The following is a 17,833-nucleotide window of genomic DNA, read 5'->3' as shown; positions in this document are numbered from 1 at the left end:
TGATTCGTCGAATACTACAGAACAAGGGGTTTAAGCCCCTTGCCTCGTGAACACAATTTGTATTCTCACTTTGATCACGTATGGTTCTTGATCAAACTCGTGCGCCGCTGGTGACTGCTCTGCACAGTAGCGCCAACTGGCCCCATGCGTCGTTTTACACGCCTGGACACAAGCAGGGACGCGGCGCAGCCGAGGTGTTAGTTGAACTACTCGGCCCAACTGCAATACAGGCCGACATTCCCGAAATTCCGGGACTCGATAATTTCTTTGCGCCCAAAAGCGTCATTGCAGAGGCTTTGGATCTAGCAGCAGAGGCATTTGGAGCCGAGCGCACTTGGTTTCTGATCAACGGCTCCACCTGTGGCGTGGAAGCAGCGATTCTGGCGACCTGTCAGCCAGGAGACAAGATTATCGTGCCGCGCAATGCTCATCGTTCGGTGATTTCGGGGCTGATCCTCTCCGGCGCGATCCCGGTGTTTGTTCCACCCGATTACGATACCGACTTGGAACTGGCGCATGGGTTGACGGTGGCGGGCGTGGCTCAAGCCTTGCAGAATCATGCCGATGCCAAAGCGGTGTTAATCGTATCGCCCACCTATTACGGCGTGTGCAGCGACGTAGCTGCGATCGCAACTCTGACCCATGACCACAACATGCCACTGATCGTCGATGAAGCCCACGGGCCGCACTTCGCCTTTCATCCAGATTTACCCACGCCTGCGATCGCACTCGGAGCCGATCTGGTCATCCAGTCCACTCATAAAGTGCTGTCATCCCTTACGCAGTCCGCCATGCTGCATGTGCAGGGCAACCGGATTGACCGCGATCGCATATCTCAAGCGTGGGCGCTGGTGCAGTCCACCAGTCCTAGTTACTTACTACTTGCGTCTCTCGATGCAGCGCGGCAACAGATGGCAACTGTAGGACGAGATTTACTGGAACGTACACTGGATTTTTCGCGGCAGGCCCGCCAGCGGTTGCAGGAGATTCCAGGCATCAGCGTGATTAGTCCGGCCCAAATCCAATCGGGTACAGAACCCTATGCACTAGATTTGACCCGAATTACCGTCGATTTACGCCAGCTCGGCATTACGGGCTTTGCTGCCGATGAATTTTTCTGCGATCGCGCCCAAGTCGTGGCCGAACTACCTGGTTTTCACCACATGACGTTCATCGTCAGTATCGGCAACACCGCAGCCGATATTGACCGACTCGTTAACGGCTTTGAGCAGCTCAGCCAAGCGGTTCAACGGGGAGAAATTAAAGCAGACGCAGGTGCGATCTCAGCTCCTGATCCCTTGACTCAACCTGTCTCGACTGTACCCGTGTCACCCCGGCAAGCCTTCTTTTCACCCACTGTTCAGTTATCACCATCGGACGCCATCGGCCAGATCAGCGCCGAAACCATCTGTCCCTATCCGCCCGGTATCCCCACCCTACTACCCGGTGAACAAATCAGCGCCGCTGCGATCGCACAGCTCCAGCAAGTGCTAGCCGCTGGCGGCATCATTACAGGCTGCTCTGACCCTACCCTGCAAACCCTTAAAGTTGTGAAAAATCCAATCCACAATCTAAAATCCAAAATCTAAAATCCATGTGCGACAATAGCTGCGATCGCATCTGGATACATCATGCCTTCTGATTTGTGGCCATACGTGACCCCCGGCATCCCGGATCATCTGTTTGAGCAGTTGCCCGGCATCCCCATGAGCAAGCGCGAAACTCGCCTGCTGCTGCTGGCCCATCTGCAGCTCCGCGCCCACTCCATCCTGTGGGATATTGGCGCAGGTACAGGCACTGTCGCTGTCGAAGCCGCACTGCTCTGTCCGCAGGGTACGGTGATTGCGATTGAGCGGGATGAAGATGTGGCCAATCTAATTCGCACCAACTGCGATCGCTTTGGCGTCAATAACATCACTGTCGTGGAGGGCAGCGCCCCAGATTGCCTGAACGACCTACCCGAACGACCCGACTGCATTTTTGTGGAAGGTGGTCGCTCGTTGAGTGAAATTCTTAAAGCCGCTTGGCACCATTTAGAACCGGGCGGTCGAATCGTCGTTACGGCAGGCAATCTCGAAAATCTCTACGTAGCCTCCGAACGTTTTGCCGATCTGCAAGTGCGCAATATTGACGTGGTGCAGTCTGCCACCAATCGGCTCGAAAATCGCGGCGTCAGTCAGGTCTTTGTAGCCGTTGATCCCGTTTTTGTCTTGAGCGGCACCAAGGTTGAATAGCCTCAATTTCTATCATTGGAGCCTATCAAGCAAACAGCCGAGACGGCTATTCTACAGGGGATTTTGATTTGAGCCTATGACGACTGAGCCGTTTGACATCGACATTGCCTTCAACCATCTGCGTGTGTTTATGCAGGATTATCCCAAAGCTGCCATGTTTCAACTGGCGGATGAGGGTTACAATTCTCCCTTTGAGCAGCTTATCTCCTGCATTATTTCCATTCGCACCTATGATGAAACCAGTCTGCCCGTCTCGCGTCGCTTATTTGCCAAAGCCAAAACGCCCCAAGCGATCAGTCAGCTCAGCGTAGCCGAGATTGAGCAGTTGATTAAAGAAAGTACTTATTCAGAGCGCAAGGCCGAACAGATTCATGCGATCGCAACTACGCTAGTCAACGACTACAGCGGCGAACTACCCTGCGAGTTGGACGTGATGATTGGCTTTAAAGGCGTTGGCCCCAAATGTGCCCACTTAGCCCTGGGGATTGCCTGCCAGCAGCCCTACATCAGCGTCGATGTGCATGTGCATCGCGTCGTCAATCGCTGGGGCTATGTGACCACTAAAACACCGGAGAAAACCACTCAAGCCCTAGAATCACGATTACCCAAAGATTACTGGATTGAAACCAATCAACTGCTAATGCCGTTCGGTAAGTACATCTGCAAACAGCGGCCCAAATGTCCTATCTGTCCTGTGGAATCGATGTGTCCCAAAATCGGCGTGACTGATCAACAAACATCCCCGTAGGGGCGAATGGCCATTCGCCCTCTACACATGTTGAACGCGGAAAGAATTGGTTGATTAACCATGCATTGCGATCAGGGCGAATGGCATTCGCCCCTACGATTGCGTTCGGTCAATCACCTAAATTAAGCCGCATTGGAGGATTGTCCCAGTTCAGTCAGGAACTGGAGCGCTTTGGCGACGCTGCTGGCCACACGGTAGGGTGAGCTTTCATAGAAGCTGTTCCAGGCAGTGGCCTTGTCTTCGTCGTAGCGGTCGCCTCGCTCAGGATACTGCTCTAACCACGACAGGCGGACGGCATGACCAATTAGTACGTCGAGGGTGATATATTCCTCGATTTGTAAATCCGGGTTGCGATCGCAAATCTCTGCCAGTTCTAGTAGCGTCTCAATATTGAGCTGACGGTATTCTGGTGCGGGAATTTTGTTGAGCAGATGCTCAATCCGCAGCGCCAGATTCTTTTCGCCAGGAGTCATTTCGGAGCGAATCAGATCGCTGTCGAGCCGATTACGGCGCTCCAGCTTATCGCCAATCACCACGCCTCGACAGTGCTTCAGCACTCGCCAAATTCGGGCATAGAAATCGGTGGGAACGCGAGTAATAGCACCGTCCAGATGGCGCTGCTGCCGCCAGCCGCCTTCGGGGGAAAGCTGGTCGTCTTGCGGTAAGACCACCCATTCCACCTGCTGTTTCTGCTTCAGGTGCAGCGATTCGCGCTGGAAGAAGGACTGGTTTAAGCCTGCGTAACCTGTGAGAACCTGCTTCAGCCGCAGCTTGAGCTGGAAGGGGCTGAGCTGCATCAACTGCTCATAGGCTTCATCGGAGGACAGGTTTAGATCCCGCGCCAAATCCGTCACCAGGAGCAGGATTAGGTAATTAATCCGCAGGGTGAGCAGTCCTTCAAACAGCTGCGGCTCGGATTTGATCAGGATGCTGAGGTAGATCAGCAGCTCCTGGGTTAAAACGCGATCGCGCATGTCTTCGCCACAGAACTCGCGGATTTTGTCCATGATTTCGTAGTGCGACATCGGTTCCGTAATCAGCGAAACCTCGCTGTAGGCTTTGCCGACAGCAATTTGCTTTTGGCGCACCAGAATATCCGTGACGGCATCGGATAGGCCAATATCGACCTTGTCGAGCAGGCCAGCGGCGCGACGGACAATTGCCCACAGTTCGAGCGCTCCGGCTCGTTCATAGACTTCGTTGAGCAACGTCGCCACCGTAACGGGCTGTCCGTCTTGATGAAACGGCGTCTTAAAATCCCGCCCTTTCAGGTGATGCAGCGTACTCAGCAGCTCAATCTGCTCATAGAGGTTGCGCGACTGCCGCAGTTGCTCCAGTACGGTCTCGGCACTGGTTTCACACTCTAGGCGGAATTCCTGGGTGTAGCTCAGTGGCCAGTTGTGGTTTAAGTCGAACAGGAGGATGTTGCGATCGCAAGGATCAACTATCTCCTGCATTGGTTTTGTGAGGAACTGTAAATCATGCACATTATCAATCCGCTCAACACCCGCCGTCGGCACAAGCTGCTGCAATGTGCCTAAGCGGACGGGCACCGCACCGCAGGTACCATCCTGCATCTCTTTGATCAACTGCAAGAGCGGCGACTGTTCAATCGACGCGCCGGGGATTTGGCCGATTTCAAACATGGTGTGGGTGAGCCGCAGCGTCACCGTTGGGCGACCCTTTTGATTCCAATGAGTGTGAATGTAGGCGATCTCACTCTGGACTTGCGACACCAGGAAGTGATAGTCCAGCGTCAAATAGAACTGCTGCTGATCCAAAAACGAAGGCAGAAATGCCATAATCGTGCCGCCGATGCGGAACACTTTGGCCGTGGTCAAGCTGCGCAGCCGCCGCACAGGCCGTCCCGTCAGTCCCAATTTTTCATTGCGGCCAATCTGCTGATAAACCGCCGACAGCTCTCCAGACTGGCGCACCTGCATCGGCTCAATCTGGGCCGGGGTTTGGGTATCGATGCCGTAGGTGGCTAATTCGGCCTGCAAGTCCTCATCTTCAGCAATCAGCGCCACCTGCACCAGCGCTCGCCGCAGCGGACGCAGTCGCAGGTGCCGCCCCAGCGGGTCAACTTCACCCAGCGTCAGCAGCCCTTCCCGCAGCATTTCACCCAGGTAGTACAAACTCTGCGCCCAAACCAGCGGTACATTATCGTTCGGCAATCGCGCTTGGCTCTGGGGTGCCTGCCGTTCCGCTTCAAGCTTATCGGCAGGCACGTAGTAGACCTCTGGCAGTAGCTCCATGCTGTCTTGGGAGACGAGTAGCGATCGCAGTTTTTGATGATAGTCATCGGTCATTGCCTGATCCTGACGAAACAGGCCGTCCAGCATTAAGTAAGTAAAAAACAGCGGCCACTCGCACTCAATATGCTCAAACTGTTTCAGTTCCCACGGCTCGTAGTGCAGACGGCTGGTATCTTCAATCACCGTTTGATGGCCGTCCCGCAGGAAGCGCTTACAGCCGTAGCGACCTTGCAGCTTATCGACAATCTTGTCGCGGGTCTTTTGCACGACATCGGGATTTTCCACCGCAAAGGCCGGGAAGCCAATCACGCTCAGCACCGCTGCGTCCACTTCCTTGGAACCCGATTCACGCGGCAGCAGTGATTCCAGCGTAATGCGGGCGCGAGCAATCTCGTCCGGCAGAACGTGAATCACCGACGATTGCCCCCCCTTCACGCCAAACAGATTGAAGCCATTCATTGCTTCCAGCGCCGCTTTGGCCATGCCGACGGAACTAACGTTTAGCTCCGGCTTACCGTGGTTGATCTTGTTGCCCCGCTCCCAGATGCCGTAGTCGGGAGTGCGATAGGCGCGACCGATGTAGTAGACCAAGTTTTGAATAAAGTTCACCTCGTCGGTGGTGTAGATGATCTGCAACCCGGAGGCAATCATCTGGGCCAGGATCAGCAAAAAGATGGAAGTGGCATCAATTTGCAGATGGCCCCACTCATCGTCACGCACAATGGCGTGCCCAGTATGGGTGTCATACTTAGCGTGTAGCGCATCCATCAAATCCTGGGTTTCTTTGAAGCGCTCCACTTTATCCGACTGCCGCATCATGCAGAGCAGTAGTCCCCGCATCAGCTTGACGACGCTTTGCTCCAGCTCGTAGCCGCATCCCTGCTGGTCTTCATCTACCTTGCGGTAGGCCAGCGCTAGTCCCCAAACCGCTAAGATGCTGTAGACGTTGTCTCTCACCCAGGCATCTCGGTAGTCGCCATGCTCATTGACGGCTGTACTGGCGGGCAGCAGCCCGGTGACTGGATTTTGGCGCGCCAAAATGACGGTGTGAATCTGCTGATAGTAAAAGTCGAGGCGAGTCTTCAGCGTGGACAGCTCAGACAGTTCAATTTGGGTGGACATTTCGGACGAGAGCGAAAAAAGTTGCGTCATGGGAATCGCGTGTCTCTACATTCAACGCAAAAGCATCGTAACAATCGTCAACAATTGGCTAGCCGTTGCTTGCCAGTGTAACGATTCAGGTCTGGGTAAATTGCACCCAAACCATCATAACTGTTCATGATTTCTTAACTTTTGCTTTAGGCATCAAAATAGTTTTGGGTGAAATACAGGCACAGCCTGTATTTCACCCAAAACTACTATCAGTAACCGTGTACGTCTGTTGAACCCATACCTGTGTTGGGTTTCGCGTGGCTCAACCCAACCTACGTGGTCACTTACAGCTTGGGTTTCCGCTTATGCCAGTCGGTAGTTTGCTCGTAGGCGTGGGCCACCTCAAACAGCAAGCCTTCCCGCAGCACGTTGCCGATGAGCTGTAGGCCAATCGGTTTACCCTGGTCGTCAAAGCCACAGGGAATGCTGATCCCCGGCAGTCCAGCCAAGTTCACGGGAATCGTCATCAAGTCTGACAGATACATGCTGAGCGGATCATCCGTTTTTTCACCCGCTTTGAACGCAGTGGTCGGAGAGGTGGGGCAAACTAGGACATCGACTTTAGCGAAAGCTTTCTCAAAATCCTCTTTAATTAATGTCCGCACCTTCTGCGCTTTCAGGTAGTAAGCATCGTAGTAGCCCGCCGACAAGGCATAGGTGCCAATCATGATTCGGCGTTTGACTTCAGAACCAAATCCAGCCGCGCGGGTTTGCTGATACATGTCGAGCAGATTTTCCGGATTTTCGGCCCGATAGCCATACTTGACACCGTCATAGCGAGCCAGGTTTGACGACGCTTCTGAGGGCGCAATGATGTAGTACGTAGGTAATCCGTAGCGGAATTTAGGACAGGAAATCACCTCGATTTCAGCGCCCAGTTCTTGTAAATGGGCCACTGCTTTTTCGACTGTCGCTTCCACGACGGGATCTAAGCCTTCGCCAAAGGTTTCCTTAATCACGCCGATGCGGATTTGGCCGCGCCGCCGCAGGTCGGGGGCCAGTGCTTTGGCGTAGTCAGGAATGTCAACTTTCAGGCTGGTGGAATCTTTGGGGTCATACCCTGCAATTTCCCGCAGCAAAATGGCGGCATCTTCCACCGTGCGGGCAAAGGGGCCAATCTGATCCAGCGACGAGGCGTAGGCAACCAGTCCGTAACGAGAGACAAGGCCATAGGTCGGCTTCATGCCCACCACGCCGCAGAGAGCAGCAGGCTGACGAATGGAGCCACCCGTGTCTGAACCCAGCGCAACGACGCACTCTTCAGCGGCGACAGCGGCAGCGGAACCACCAGAGGAACCACCGGGGACGCATTCGAGATCCCAGGGGTTTGCCGTCACCTGGTAGGCCGAGTTTTCCGTCGAGCTGCCCATCGCGAACTCGTCCATATTGGTTTTGCCAATCATCACCGCGCCCGCATCCTTCAGTTTCTGCGTGACGGTGGACTCGTAGGGCGGCACGAAGTTTTGCAGTACCTTGGAGCCGCAGGTGGTGCGTACCCCTTTGGTACACATGTTGTCCTTAATGCCGATGGGAATCCCGGCCAGCGGGGAGATGTCTTCACCTGCGGCAATTTTTTCGTCTACCCGGCGAGCCTGTTCCAGGGCTTGATCGGCGGTGATGCTCAAAAAGCTCTTGACGTTGGGTTCTAGCGCTTGCGCATGCTCAAGGGCCGCCTCAGTGATTTCAACAGCGGAACGTTCTTTCGTAATGAGCTGATGGTGCAACTCGCGGATGAATCCCATGAAAACCTCTTGCCTGATGTCGATATGCGATCGCGTTTACAAATCTCCAGTATACGGGGCGAATTCCCGATCAAAATCATCAAATCTGGTCAAAAATTTTGCAAAATTTTCTTAAGAAATAGCTTTATAGTAGTCCTCAATGTTAATGATTGGCAGCATCTTTAGTCCGTGTTGCTGATTTAACTGACTGAGCTGATCGATACGATCAGGGTAAGAATGCCTCATGATCCGAGATCCAGTGATACAATCTCCAGACCCGTTTTGGAATTTGGGGTCGTTCCCAGCAGTCGTGCTTCTTGTTGTTGTCGTGCTTCTTGTTGATCCAACCTGAAGCTCACACCGCAAAAAATCACGATTTGAGGGCCACGAACGGAACTTTGATGCAGGATATGAGGAATTCGAGTTGACTGTTTCCTTTTGGTGTGAGGCTCGTGCATGTACTGGTTTCTGCAACTGTCATTAATCGCGTTCAATGCGGCTGGCTTAACCCTGAGTTTTGCTTTCCTGCGAACGCCGATTGCCTTAGCTCCTGCCACTGAGATTGAGTCACCGGCTCTGCCTGATTTAGATCAAGCGGCATCCATTGAGGAACTATACACTGTGCGGGATGAGCTGATTGCTCAAGTCAATGATGCCCATGCGCAGGATGAGGACGACAGCTCTTCATCCGGAAAAGTGTCCCATCAATTGCTGATGGAGCAGGCCATCCAAACTGCTCAAATTAAAATCCGCGTGGAAGAACGGGCTGAAACGCGCCTACATCAGGCGGGCCGACTTGCGCTTCAGGCGGTTGAAAAAGCGGGTGTTGAAGAACCAACTCTAGAGGATTTTCAGGCTGCCGAGGCACTTTGGAATGATGCGATCGCAAAGTTAGAGGCCATTCCCGACGAAGAAACCTTTGTCTCGCAACAGGCGCTGAAAAAGCTGACCGAATATCAAGGCCACCGAGACACAATTGCCTATCGGGTTGACGAGCAGCAGTCAGACTTCCTCAAAGCAATTGCTGAAGAATTGGGTCGCCCCGATAGCATCCGTATTGCCGTTTGTGAGGTGGCGGAGAATCCGGAATGCCGCTACTGGAAGGGCAATGAACCGCCTGCCAGCCCTGCCAGCTTAATTAAAGTACCCGTTGCGGTGGCCTTGATGCAAAAAGTGACCACTGAGCAGACGGATTTGGAAAGCAAAATCATGGTCAGTCCCGGCAACTGGACGGAAGATCCGGACGGCTCCAAGATTTGGACGGGGCAGGAGCATTCGCTCAAAGAACTGCTGTACCGCATGATTGACCACAGCAGCAACATCGCCACTAATCAGCTTATCGACTACGTTGGCTTTGACTATATTAATCAGGTGATGCAGGAGCGGGGCTACACGGGCACCAAAGTCGGCTATAAGCTAGTCGGTGAATCCACCTATCCCAGCAATTTGGGCAGTTTCCCAAACCAGATAACGGCCTCTGACCTGACTCACATGATGGTCGAAATTTACAACCAGGAAAATTCTGGTGATGATGTGCTGCTTGACGCCTTAGTCAGCCAGTACGACTGGGATTTCGGCTATAAGGCGCTGCAAAAATCGCCCGGTAACTGGGCCGGAGAGAAAACGGGGCAAAACTCCAAGGTGATTGGCACAACCGTTGGCGTCAATATTGGTGGTGTAGGCGGCGATCGCTACATTATTACGTTTACAATTGACTACTCGGCCAACCAAAACACGCTGCGTAAGGGCATTCGACAGGTTGTGCAGCATATTGCCGATAATGGTCTGTAATGGGCAAATCGCGTTTGCTCCTACAGATAGATTAAATAATTATCATGTCGAGTTCGACTGCGATCGCACTTTCCACAGAAATTAAAGGACAAGGTTTCCCGATTCTCTGTCTGCACGGACATCCGGGGCGCGGTTCCTCGATGTCGGTCTTCACTAGTCACCTCGCGCAGCGGTTTAAGACCATTGCGCCGGATCTGCGGGGCTATGGCGATAGTCGGGTTGATCGTCCGTTTCAGATGGTCGATCACTTACAGGATCTTGAAGCCCTGCTGGAGCGGCAAACGATTGACCAGTGCCTCGTTTTGGGTTGGTCGCTGGGCGGCATTTTGGCGATAGAATTGGCGCTGCGGCGACCGGATGTAGTACAAGGATTGATCCTCGTCGCCACAGCAGCTCATCCCCGCAGCAGTCATCCGCCGATTTTCTGGCAGGACAATCTCTACACCGGACTGGCTGCATTGATCAACCTCGTCTCTCCTGGCTGGCAGTGGAACATCGACGCCTTCGGTCAGCGGTCACTCTTCCGCTACTTGGTGCAGCAGCAAACGCCTTCAACCTACCGCTATCTGGCCAGTGAAGCCGTTCCAGCGTACCTACGCACGTCCAAATGGGCGGAGCAAGCTCTGACTCAAGCCATGCGCGATCGCTATAATCGCCTCGCGGATTTGCACCAGATTCAAGTCCCCTGCCTGATGCTCTGCGGCGAACAGGATCGGCATATTACAGCTCAGTCAAGCATCGAAACAGGTGAAGCACTACCAGACTGCAAGATTCACTGCTACCCCAACACCGCTCACCTTTTTCCCTGGGAAATTCCGCAGCAGGTTTTAGCTGATATCGATCAGTGGCTTACGATTTACCGGAATATCCAGCAGTAGATTTTGGTGGCACCGTCTACACCACTTGAACAGTCAAATCCAGAATCGACTTTATCCGATCATCTGCTTAAAATACTCTTTCTCGCTCATCAAATTCTGGGTGCTTTCTACACGGTCGAGAAAGACCTTGCCGTTGAGGTGATCCAGTTCGTGCTGAATGATGCGAGCAACAAAATCGGTGAACTCTTGGTGCTGACGATTGCCGAAACGGTCAGTATATTCAACTGCGATCGCACTATAACGCGGCACCAAACCTCGAATTCCCGGCACGCTGAGGCAGCCTTCCCAGCCTTTCACCTGCTCAGTGGAGTGATCAACAATTTCGGGATTGATCATCGCGGTCGGCTCCATCGTCGGCGCGTGAGGATAGCGCAGATTGGGGCGCGAGGCGACAATAATCAGGCGCTCTGACTCGGCAACTTGCGGAGCCGCAATGCCCACACCGTTCGTTTCTACTGCGGTTGCGATTAGGTCATCAATGAGGGATTGAGTGCGATCGCACATTACCTGATCAACGGGTTGGGCAATTTGCCGCAATACGGGATGACCCAACTCAATTACAGAACGAATATTAGCCATAGTTACTAACTTATAAATCAACAAATCAGGTAATTTAGCCGTTAATCAGCCACAATTTACCAAATGGTTTTGACTGGATAAGCTGCAAACGCCGCGTCAGTACTAACCAGTAAAGCTTGCTCACAGATGGCTTGGGCAATCAAAATTCGGTCAAATGGATCTTTATGATGAGGTGGTAGTTGATCAAGCGCGAGTACATGTTCTGAGACGATGGGTAAAACGACTAAATTATTCGTCAATTGTTGCTGAACCAGAATTTCAGAAAGTGGTGAATGTAAGCGTAATTTCCCTAATTGGCGTTTGATTTGGATCTCCCAAATGCTTGCGACGCTGAGAATTAACTCGTTAGTAGCGTCAGTCAATAAATCTAGAGCTTGGTCTGATAGCTGTTCCGGCTGACTGTCCCACCAGATAAACGTATGGGTATCTAAAAGTAGTTTCACAGCGTTAATCTTGCTGATTTAGCCAAAATTCATCGGGTAGTGGATCATCAAAGTCTGCATCAACAATTATGCTATTTCGGTGCAGGCCTGGAACTCGCTTGGTTGAAGATGCTTGTATTGGCAATAACCGAGCTTGAGGAATTTGTCGATCGGTCAAAATAATTTCAATGCCAGTTGCTGCTTGGGCAATCAGTTCGGCCAATTGACTTTGAGCTTCAGCAATATCAACGATTTTAGTAGTCATCTGACTTTCCCTATCTTTGTGATGACATTAAGTGAGCTTTGCTGTTAAAAGCCTGTGGTTCTGAATGAGAATTGGAGTACTTAGCACTCCAATTCTCATTCAGAGAAAAAACTAGCGCATGGTGACGAATTCCTCGGCGGAGCTGGGGTGGATGCCGACGGTGGCATCGAAATTGGCTTTGGTTGCGCCCATTTTGACTGCGATCGCAACGCCTTGAATAATTTCAGCCGCATGATCGCCGACCATATGGGCACCGAGTACCTTGTTGGTAGCCTCCTCGACAATCAACTTCATCATCGTCTTTTCTTGCTTATCCGGCAGCGTATAGTACATGGCCCGGAACCGGCTGCGATAGATCTTGATGCCATCGCAACCATACTGTTGAACAGCTTCGTCCTCGGTAAGCCCAACCGTTGCCGCTTCCGGCGTTGTGAATACAGCAGTGGGAATATTCTCGTAGCTCATCTGGCGCGACTTACCGCCAAACATGGTGTCAGCAAACGCCCGACCTTCGTTAATCGCCACTGGCGTGAGATTAATGTTATCGGTGCAGTCGCCCACCGCATAGATGTGATCCACCGACGTTTTGCTGTAGGGATCAACTGCGATCGCATCTCCATTCATCTCCACACCCGTATTTTCTAAGCCCAGGTTTTGAGTATTGGGTTTGCGCCCAGTCGCCGCTAAACTCACTGCGTCGGTGATAATCTCTTCCGGATTTTCGGTCGGAACAAGCTGCGTCTCCACTAAGTCGCCACAGTCACGCTTGAGTTTAATCTTCAGCCCAGTCTCCGCTTTTTCAATCGAAACGATTTGAGTCTCCGTCAGCAGGTTGACGCCATGATGAATCATGCCGTCTTGAATACTCGTGCGGATATCTTCATCAAAGCCCCGCAAAATCTTGTTACCCCGAATCACCTGAGTCACTTCAGTACCCAGACCGTTCATGATCGAGGCAAATTCACAGCCGATGTAGCCACCGCCCAGAATCACAATCCGCTTGGGTTGCTTTTTGAGGTGGAAGATATCGTCGGAGGTCATGGCATGTTCAATGCCTTTGATATGCGGCTTCACCGGATAGCCACCGACGGCGATTAGAATCTTGTCGGCAGTGACCTTTTCATCGCCCACTTCTAGGGTGTGTTCGTCGATAAATTTCGCCCGTGCCGGAAAGAGCTTCACATTGGATTTATCCAACATACTCTGATAGATGCCGTTGAGCCGAATCACTTCGTTGTTGACGGCGGTAATCATTTTGTGCCAATCAAGCTGGCTCTTCACTTCGCTCCAGCCGTAGCCCTGAGCATCTTCAAATAAGCTAGGGAAATGGGAGGCATAGACCATCAGTTTTTTGGGAACACAACCGCGATTAACGCAGGTGCCACCCAGGCGATCGTATTCGGCGACGCCCACTTTGGCTCCGTATTCGGCAGCGCGTCGGGCTGTTGCAATTCCGCCAGAACCACCACCAATTACAAATAAATCAAAGTCGTAACTCACAAATGCCTCCTTTTGCATTAACCATTGCGTTGATCAACACGGCGGCCTTGCCAATTCGGGGCTGAATTGCGAGATAGGAGCAGTGCCTCACCTCGCAATTTAGACTTAAAATCAGCAATCCCACACGGCTGTTTTGATCACGCTATCGCTATCATCAGCCTAACGTTTTCCTGATTATTTCGCGTCCCGAGTTTGGTGACATGGACGTGATGTTGTGCTAACTCGCTTTCTCGGCGGCGTTTACCCAAACGGTCATGTTTTTCAGCGTTAATGGCCCAAACTGGGTCGCAAGCGCAACATCAGCGGCGTCACGACCATATGCGATCGCAATTCGATTTCCCTTTGGATCTTTCTGGGTCGCATCAAAGGTGTACCAGCGGTGGCCGACATAGGCTTCAAACCAGGCGTGCAGATCCATCGGCTCTAGTTCATGCAGATAGCCCACCACCATGCGAGCCGGAATGCTGAGGTTACGACAGAGCGAGATGCCCAGATGTGTAAAGTCGCGACACACTCCCACTCGCTGTTCAACCGTATCTAAGACGGTTGTGGATGTATCACTCGTGCCGTACTGATATTCAATATTGGTCTGAATCCATTGACGAATCGCTTCCACCTGCGCGTAACCGGGCTGAGCCTCGGCGGTGATTTCAAGCGCCAAATCGCCGACCTGCTCGGGCAAACAGTAGCGGCTGGGCAGCAGATATTGCAGCAAACCTGTCGGTAAATCTTGCACTTCGATGAAGGGTGCGGTGGGGTCTACGTCGATGCGATCGCTGGTTTCCACATAGGCTTCGGTATGAATTCGAAACTCGCCTTCTGGAACGACCAAACGCTGACATAGGTTGCCGTAGCTATCGGTGTATTCTTCCACAAACACCATCGGCTGCAAGTCATATTCTTCGCGCACCACCCACTGACCCTGACCACTACGAGGACGCAGCATGAGGATGACTGGCGTAGGAGCATCGGCTTCATAAATTAGTTCACAGCCTGCGTTGAGTCTCATGTTTTTCCTTCATTCACTGGGACGATACGCTACAGCGGCGGCACTAGAAAGTCTGTAAACAACCTTACATTGAAACTATTAGTGGCGATCATCGCGAATTAGGGTTGTACTGTCGGGTAGTCCAAAATGAGTTGGGTCAACTCTAGAACGGCTACGCATTCTGTTCAGAATATCGGACATTGTACTAAGCTGGTTGGCCTGCAATGTTTGAGGTGGATTAGGCTGAGTTGCTTGCTGCAACAGATCAATTACTGCCTCATTCACAGTCAGTCGTCGATCAGCAGCGAAACTTTGAAGTCGTTCGTAAAGCTCATCAGGCAAGTTTTCAATCTGAAGAATAGCCATTGCGATCGCAGAACTGCTAGAAGGTTATATTCCAAGTCTAATGGAATCGATTAAGGTGGGCGATGCCCACCCTACAGGATAGATATCTATTGAATTTTGCCGATTTCGCGACCGACGGCTTCAATTTTGTCGTAGTTGGCGTTTTCGGTTTCGATGAATTGCTCTGCGCCGAAGAGTTCTAAGATTTCCTGATGCTCTGGATTGCTGGGATCAAGATTGAGTAGCGCCTGCTGTACTTTTTCCGTAAAGCCTTCACCGTAGCGCTCTTCGACTTCTGGGCTGATCACCCAGTGATAGTCGTAATAAGTGGGCGTGCGCCACAGCACCTCTACGCGATCGCGGTTGACGGCACCTTCTGCTAAGCGGGATTCCCAGACCTGCTCATTCAGGAAGCCTGTCTCGTAGCTGCCTGCTTCCACTAGCTTAATCGTCGTGTCGTGATTACCGGAAAAGCCAACTTCACCGTTCAAATCCGACAGTTCAACACCCGCTTCTTTCATAAAATACTGCGGCATCAGGCGACCAGAGGTAGACGATTCGCTGCCAAAGGTGAGGCTGCGCCCTTTGAGCTGTTCTAGACCGCTGGCATCTTCAAACGGTGCTAAATTAGCGCTGGTGTTGGCAATCAAAACGCTGCGGAAATTCTCGTCGATGTCCCGCTGTGCGATCGCAGTTGCTCCATCCACCTGTAACCGCGCCTGCACCCCGGTTAGACCGCCGAACCACACCATGTCGAGGTCGCCCACTTTAAACGCAGTCACGGCAGCAGCATAGTCAGTGACAGGCTGATACTCAACCGGAACGCCTAACTCTTGCTCTAGATAGTCGGTCAGCGCCCCATAAAGCCGCTGGAGTTCTTCGGGATCTTGGTCAGGAATAGCCCCTGTTACGAACGGTTCCACATTCTCGGTATTTTCAGAAGCCGAATCACTTGCCGTACTGTCGCCTGGGGTGGCGGAATTTTGGGTATCTGGTGAACAGGCGGCCAGAGGCAACATGAGAGCAGCCAAACCTGTAACCAGCGAACGTTTAAGTCGAAGCACCATTGAATTTTACCTGGGAAACAACTAATAGAAATCCTCTCATTCTGCACCCAAACAACCGCTTCGGGTTCTCAAAGTGCAAGGTGCAAGACGTGAGAATCTACACTATAAGAATAGAGCCATTGCTAGCACCTCAAGCTATGACGACTGTTCTGAACTTAGAACCGCTTACTCGCAGCCTGTCACGGGAACAGTTTGTGCAACTTTGCCACAGTAATCCTGACCTACAGCTTGAGCGTTCAGCCCAAGGAGAATTAGTGATTGTGAGCCCAGTCGGCGGCATCAGCGGTAATCAAGAAGCGGATTTGATTACGAAGGTTGGTATTTGGAATGTCGAAACTCAGTTGGGCTATGTGTTTAGCTCATCAACGATCTTTAGTTTGCCGAATGGGGGGGATCGCTCTCCAGATGTAGCGTGGGTTGCCAAGCTGCGCTGGGAAGCGCTGACACCAGAAGCACAAAGCGCTTTTCCGCCGATTTGTCCAGACTTTGTGATTGAACTGCGATCGCGCAGTGATCGATTGCTGCCGCTGCAAGCCAAAATTCAGGAGTATCTCGCTAGCGGATTGCGATTGGGATGGCTGATCAATCCACAAGATCGGCAAGTGGAAATCTATCGTCCTGAGCAAGAGGTTGAGGTGATTCAGTTACCTGCAAAGCTATCGGGTGAAACGGTGCTGCCAGGTTTTGAGTTGAGTCTTTGAACAGGGGGGTAATGCGATCGCACGTCTCAGATTTCGTAGATCGCTGGCTGATTTAATCATTTCTGCAACAATTCTAGCGTTGCCAGAGACCCGGCTTTTCTAAGAAGCCGAATCTTCTGGCACCCGTGGTTCAGCCAAATGGGAGCCGAGTGCAGCATTATTCTGGCTGATGAATCTTGATTAAACCGATGCCCGTTGGCGGCGGGTGACTTGGTGCGGCTCAATTTGGGTGACAGCTTCTTCAAAGGGACGTACCCGCAGCCGCTGCTGATGGACATTGAACTGATAGACCTGATTTTGGTCGAGATCTAGAGCTGTGAGCCAACCGCTCTTGGGATGATAGGCTCCGGTATCAATATCGAGCCAGCCAATGCCTTGGACAATCTGCCCTGGCTTAACTTGGGGCAGCGTGAACGTAATCGTATGTCCCGTAATAATCAGCTTATCGGTGAAGTAGGGACGGGGACTGCTGTGAAAGCGATCGCGGATCCAGCAGAGTTCTTGGCTGGTTTGTTTTTCAATCGGCAAATCGGGATGTAGCCCAGCATGAACTAACCATACATCCCCCAAATCGATGAATAGGGGCAGTTGGCGAATCCAAGCTAAGTGGTCAAACAGCCGCTCAATGTCGCCATAGCTCGTCAGGGTTGACTGACCACCGCTAAACAACCAGCCCTGTAAGGCGGGCATATGTACCTGGCCATTCGGAAACGCATCTAGTAAAAGCTGCTCGTGATTGCCCAATACGCACTGGTGAGGACTTTGGCGAACAAAATCAACGACCTGGGCACTCTGAGGGCCGCGATCGATCAGGTCGCCAACAAAAAATATTTCATGGTCAGAGTCCGGTGAAACTGCCTCCAGCAGTCGCATAAGACCGTCGTAGTGACCATGTACATCACCTATAAAAATGCGTCGGCGCGTCTCAGTCATCCAAAATTTCCTGCTATGTGAAGCTGCTTTAGGGGATGAAACGTTAGTGCTGCAAGGGTAAATACATCACTATGAATTCGAACGTTTTGATGGACAAACCACCACTATCTCCATATTGCCCATCAAGCTGACAAATGCACCTTTTTCAGGTGCGCCTTTTATGAAAGGACACATTTTACTTCTTTAAAAAGAAGTTTACGTTAGTACTGTCTTGATTATGCCCTGCTATCGGCATATCATTGGGCCAGCTG

General features: G+C 52.0%; 16 protein-coding genes. 6 read left to right on the top strand and 10 right to left on the bottom strand.

What is annotated here, in order from left to right; genetic code table 11:
• Positions 1-80: 80 nt before the first annotated feature.
• The 3 genes from AC286M_RS33505 to AC286M_RS33495 all read left to right on the top strand — a co-directional run bounded on the left by AC286M_RS33505 (position 81) and on the right by AC286M_RS33495 (position 2,982).
• Positions 81-1,589, top strand: a complete 1,509-nt coding sequence (locus AC286M_RS33505; protein WP_488208519.1) for an aminotransferase class I/II-fold pyridoxal phosphate-dependent enzyme — start codon at positions 81-83, stop codon at positions 1,587-1,589.
• A 42-nt stretch (positions 1,590-1,631) separates the two neighbouring features.
• Positions 1,632-2,234, top strand: coding sequence for a precorrin-6Y C5,15-methyltransferase subunit CbiT (gene cbiT / locus AC286M_RS33500; RefSeq protein WP_488208518.1), 603 nt, complete (start codon positions 1,632-1,634; stop codon positions 2,232-2,234).
• Between the two features lie 76 nt (positions 2,235-2,310).
• Complete coding sequence (locus tag AC286M_RS33495) at positions 2,311-2,982, top strand: endonuclease III domain-containing protein (RefSeq protein ID WP_488208517.1); 672 nt, start codon at positions 2,311-2,313, stop codon at positions 2,980-2,982.
• A 122-nt stretch (positions 2,983-3,104) separates the two neighbouring features.
• On the opposite strand, the gene AC286M_RS33490 is transcribed toward AC286M_RS33495, so the two are convergent.
• On the bottom strand, positions 3,105-6,392 hold the full coding sequence (locus AC286M_RS33490; RefSeq protein ID WP_488208516.1) for a phosphorylase b kinase regulatory subunit alpha/beta: 3,288 nt from the start codon (positions 6,390-6,392) through the stop codon (positions 3,105-3,107).
• Between the two features lie 284 nt (positions 6,393-6,676).
• Positions 6,677-8,134, bottom strand: coding sequence for an Asp-tRNA(Asn)/Glu-tRNA(Gln) amidotransferase subunit GatA (gene gatA, locus AC286M_RS33485; RefSeq protein WP_488208515.1), 1,458 nt, complete (start codon positions 8,132-8,134; stop codon positions 6,677-6,679).
• Between the two features lie 435 nt (positions 8,135-8,569).
• On the opposite strand from gatA, the gene AC286M_RS33480 reads away from it, so the two are divergent.
• The gene (locus AC286M_RS33480; protein WP_488208514.1) at positions 8,570-9,904 is read left to right on the top strand and encodes a serine hydrolase; all 1,335 of its coding nucleotides are present in this window, start codon (positions 8,570-8,572) and stop codon (positions 9,902-9,904) included.
• 44 nt (positions 9,905-9,948) lie between these two features.
• Positions 9,949-10,782: an alpha/beta fold hydrolase gene (locus AC286M_RS33475; protein ID WP_488208513.1), complete on the top strand. Its 834-nt coding sequence runs from the start codon at positions 9,949-9,951 to the stop codon at positions 10,780-10,782.
• 51 nt (positions 10,783-10,833) lie between these two features.
• On the opposite strand, the gene def is transcribed toward AC286M_RS33475, so the two are convergent.
• From def to AC286M_RS33440, 7 genes are all read right to left on the bottom strand, one after another.
• Positions 10,834-11,361, bottom strand: a complete 528-nt coding sequence (def, locus tag AC286M_RS33470) for a peptide deformylase (protein WP_488208512.1) — start codon at positions 11,359-11,361, stop codon at positions 10,834-10,836.
• Positions 11,362-11,417: 56 nt separating this feature from the next.
• A complete protein-coding gene (locus tag AC286M_RS33465) occupies positions 11,418-11,804 on the bottom strand; it encodes a type II toxin-antitoxin system VapC family toxin (RefSeq protein ID WP_488208511.1) in 387 nt (128 codons plus the stop codon).
• A 4-nt stretch (positions 11,805-11,808) separates the two neighbouring features.
• On the bottom strand, positions 11,809-12,048 hold the full coding sequence (locus AC286M_RS33460) for a type II toxin-antitoxin system Phd/YefM family antitoxin (RefSeq protein WP_488208510.1): 240 nt from the start codon (positions 12,046-12,048) through the stop codon (positions 11,809-11,811).
• Between the two features lie 111 nt (positions 12,049-12,159).
• On the bottom strand, positions 12,160-13,548 hold the full coding sequence (gene gor, locus AC286M_RS33455) for a glutathione-disulfide reductase (RefSeq protein ID WP_488208509.1): 1,389 nt from the start codon (positions 13,546-13,548) through the stop codon (positions 12,160-12,162).
• Between the two features lie 217 nt (positions 13,549-13,765).
• Positions 13,766-14,557 (bottom strand): transglutaminase family protein, encoded by a 792-nt coding sequence (locus AC286M_RS33450; protein ID WP_488208508.1) that lies wholly within the window; start codon positions 14,555-14,557, stop codon positions 13,766-13,768.
• A gap of 78 nt (positions 14,558-14,635) precedes the next feature.
• Positions 14,636-14,902 (bottom strand): hypothetical protein, encoded by a 267-nt coding sequence (locus AC286M_RS33445; protein WP_488202615.1) that lies wholly within the window; start codon positions 14,900-14,902, stop codon positions 14,636-14,638.
• 86 nt (positions 14,903-14,988) lie between these two features.
• Positions 14,989-15,948, bottom strand: coding sequence for a putative selenate ABC transporter substrate-binding protein (locus AC286M_RS33440; RefSeq protein WP_488208507.1), 960 nt, complete (start codon positions 15,946-15,948; stop codon positions 14,989-14,991).
• A 137-nt stretch (positions 15,949-16,085) separates the two neighbouring features.
• Here AC286M_RS33440 and AC286M_RS33435 point away from each other — a divergent pair, with 137 nt between their 5' ends.
• Positions 16,086-16,649: a Uma2 family endonuclease gene (locus AC286M_RS33435; RefSeq protein ID WP_488202617.1), complete on the top strand. Its 564-nt coding sequence runs from the start codon at positions 16,086-16,088 to the stop codon at positions 16,647-16,649.
• Between the two features lie 180 nt (positions 16,650-16,829).
• Here the strand turns inward: AC286M_RS33435 and AC286M_RS33430 are convergent, their stop codons facing one another.
• Positions 16,830-17,582, bottom strand: a complete 753-nt coding sequence (locus AC286M_RS33430; RefSeq protein WP_488202618.1) for a metallophosphoesterase family protein — start codon at positions 17,580-17,582, stop codon at positions 16,830-16,832.
• Positions 17,583-17,833 lie beyond the last annotated feature (251 nt).

The sequence above is a fragment of the Thainema salinarum CENA647 genome, assembly GCF_057732415.1.
This window is presented reverse-complemented; position numbering and strand designations above follow the sequence as displayed.

Bases quoted from the DNA above. Each gene is read 5' to 3' on its own strand.
- AC286M_RS33505 (WP_488208519.1), top strand. From the start codon at position 81: ATGGTTCTTGATCAAACTCGTGCGCCGCTGGTGACTGCTCTGCACAGT.
- cbiT (WP_488208518.1), top strand. From the start codon at position 1,632: ATGCCTTCTGATTTGTGGCCATACGTGACCCCCGGCATCCCGGATCAT.
- AC286M_RS33495 (WP_488208517.1), top strand. From the start codon at position 2,311: ATGACGACTGAGCCGTTTGACATCGACATTGCCTTCAACCATCTGCGT.
- AC286M_RS33490 (WP_488208516.1), bottom strand. From the start codon at position 6,392: ATGACGCAACTTTTTTCGCTCTCGTCCGAAATGTCCACCCAAATTGAA.
- gatA (WP_488208515.1), bottom strand. From the start codon at position 8,134: ATGGGATTCATCCGCGAGTTGCACCATCAGCTCATTACGAAAGAACGT.
- AC286M_RS33480 (WP_488208514.1), top strand. From the start codon at position 8,570: ATGTACTGGTTTCTGCAACTGTCATTAATCGCGTTCAATGCGGCTGGC.
- AC286M_RS33475 (WP_488208513.1), top strand. From the start codon at position 9,949: ATGTCGAGTTCGACTGCGATCGCACTTTCCACAGAAATTAAAGGACAA.
- def (WP_488208512.1), bottom strand. From the start codon at position 11,361: ATGGCTAATATTCGTTCTGTAATTGAGTTGGGTCATCCCGTATTGCGG.
- AC286M_RS33460 (WP_488208510.1), bottom strand. From the start codon at position 12,048: ATGACTACTAAAATCGTTGATATTGCTGAAGCTCAAAGTCAATTGGCC.
- AC286M_RS33450 (WP_488208508.1), bottom strand. From the start codon at position 14,557: ATGAGACTCAACGCAGGCTGTGAACTAATTTATGAAGCCGATGCTCCT.
- AC286M_RS33445 (WP_488202615.1), bottom strand. From the start codon at position 14,902: ATGGCTATTCTTCAGATTGAAAACTTGCCTGATGAGCTTTACGAACGA.
- AC286M_RS33440 (WP_488208507.1), bottom strand. From the start codon at position 15,948: ATGGTGCTTCGACTTAAACGTTCGCTGGTTACAGGTTTGGCTGCTCTC.
- AC286M_RS33435 (WP_488202617.1), top strand. From the start codon at position 16,086: ATGACGACTGTTCTGAACTTAGAACCGCTTACTCGCAGCCTGTCACGG.
- AC286M_RS33430 (WP_488202618.1), bottom strand. From the start codon at position 17,582: ATGACTGAGACGCGCCGACGCATTTTTATAGGTGATGTACATGGTCAC.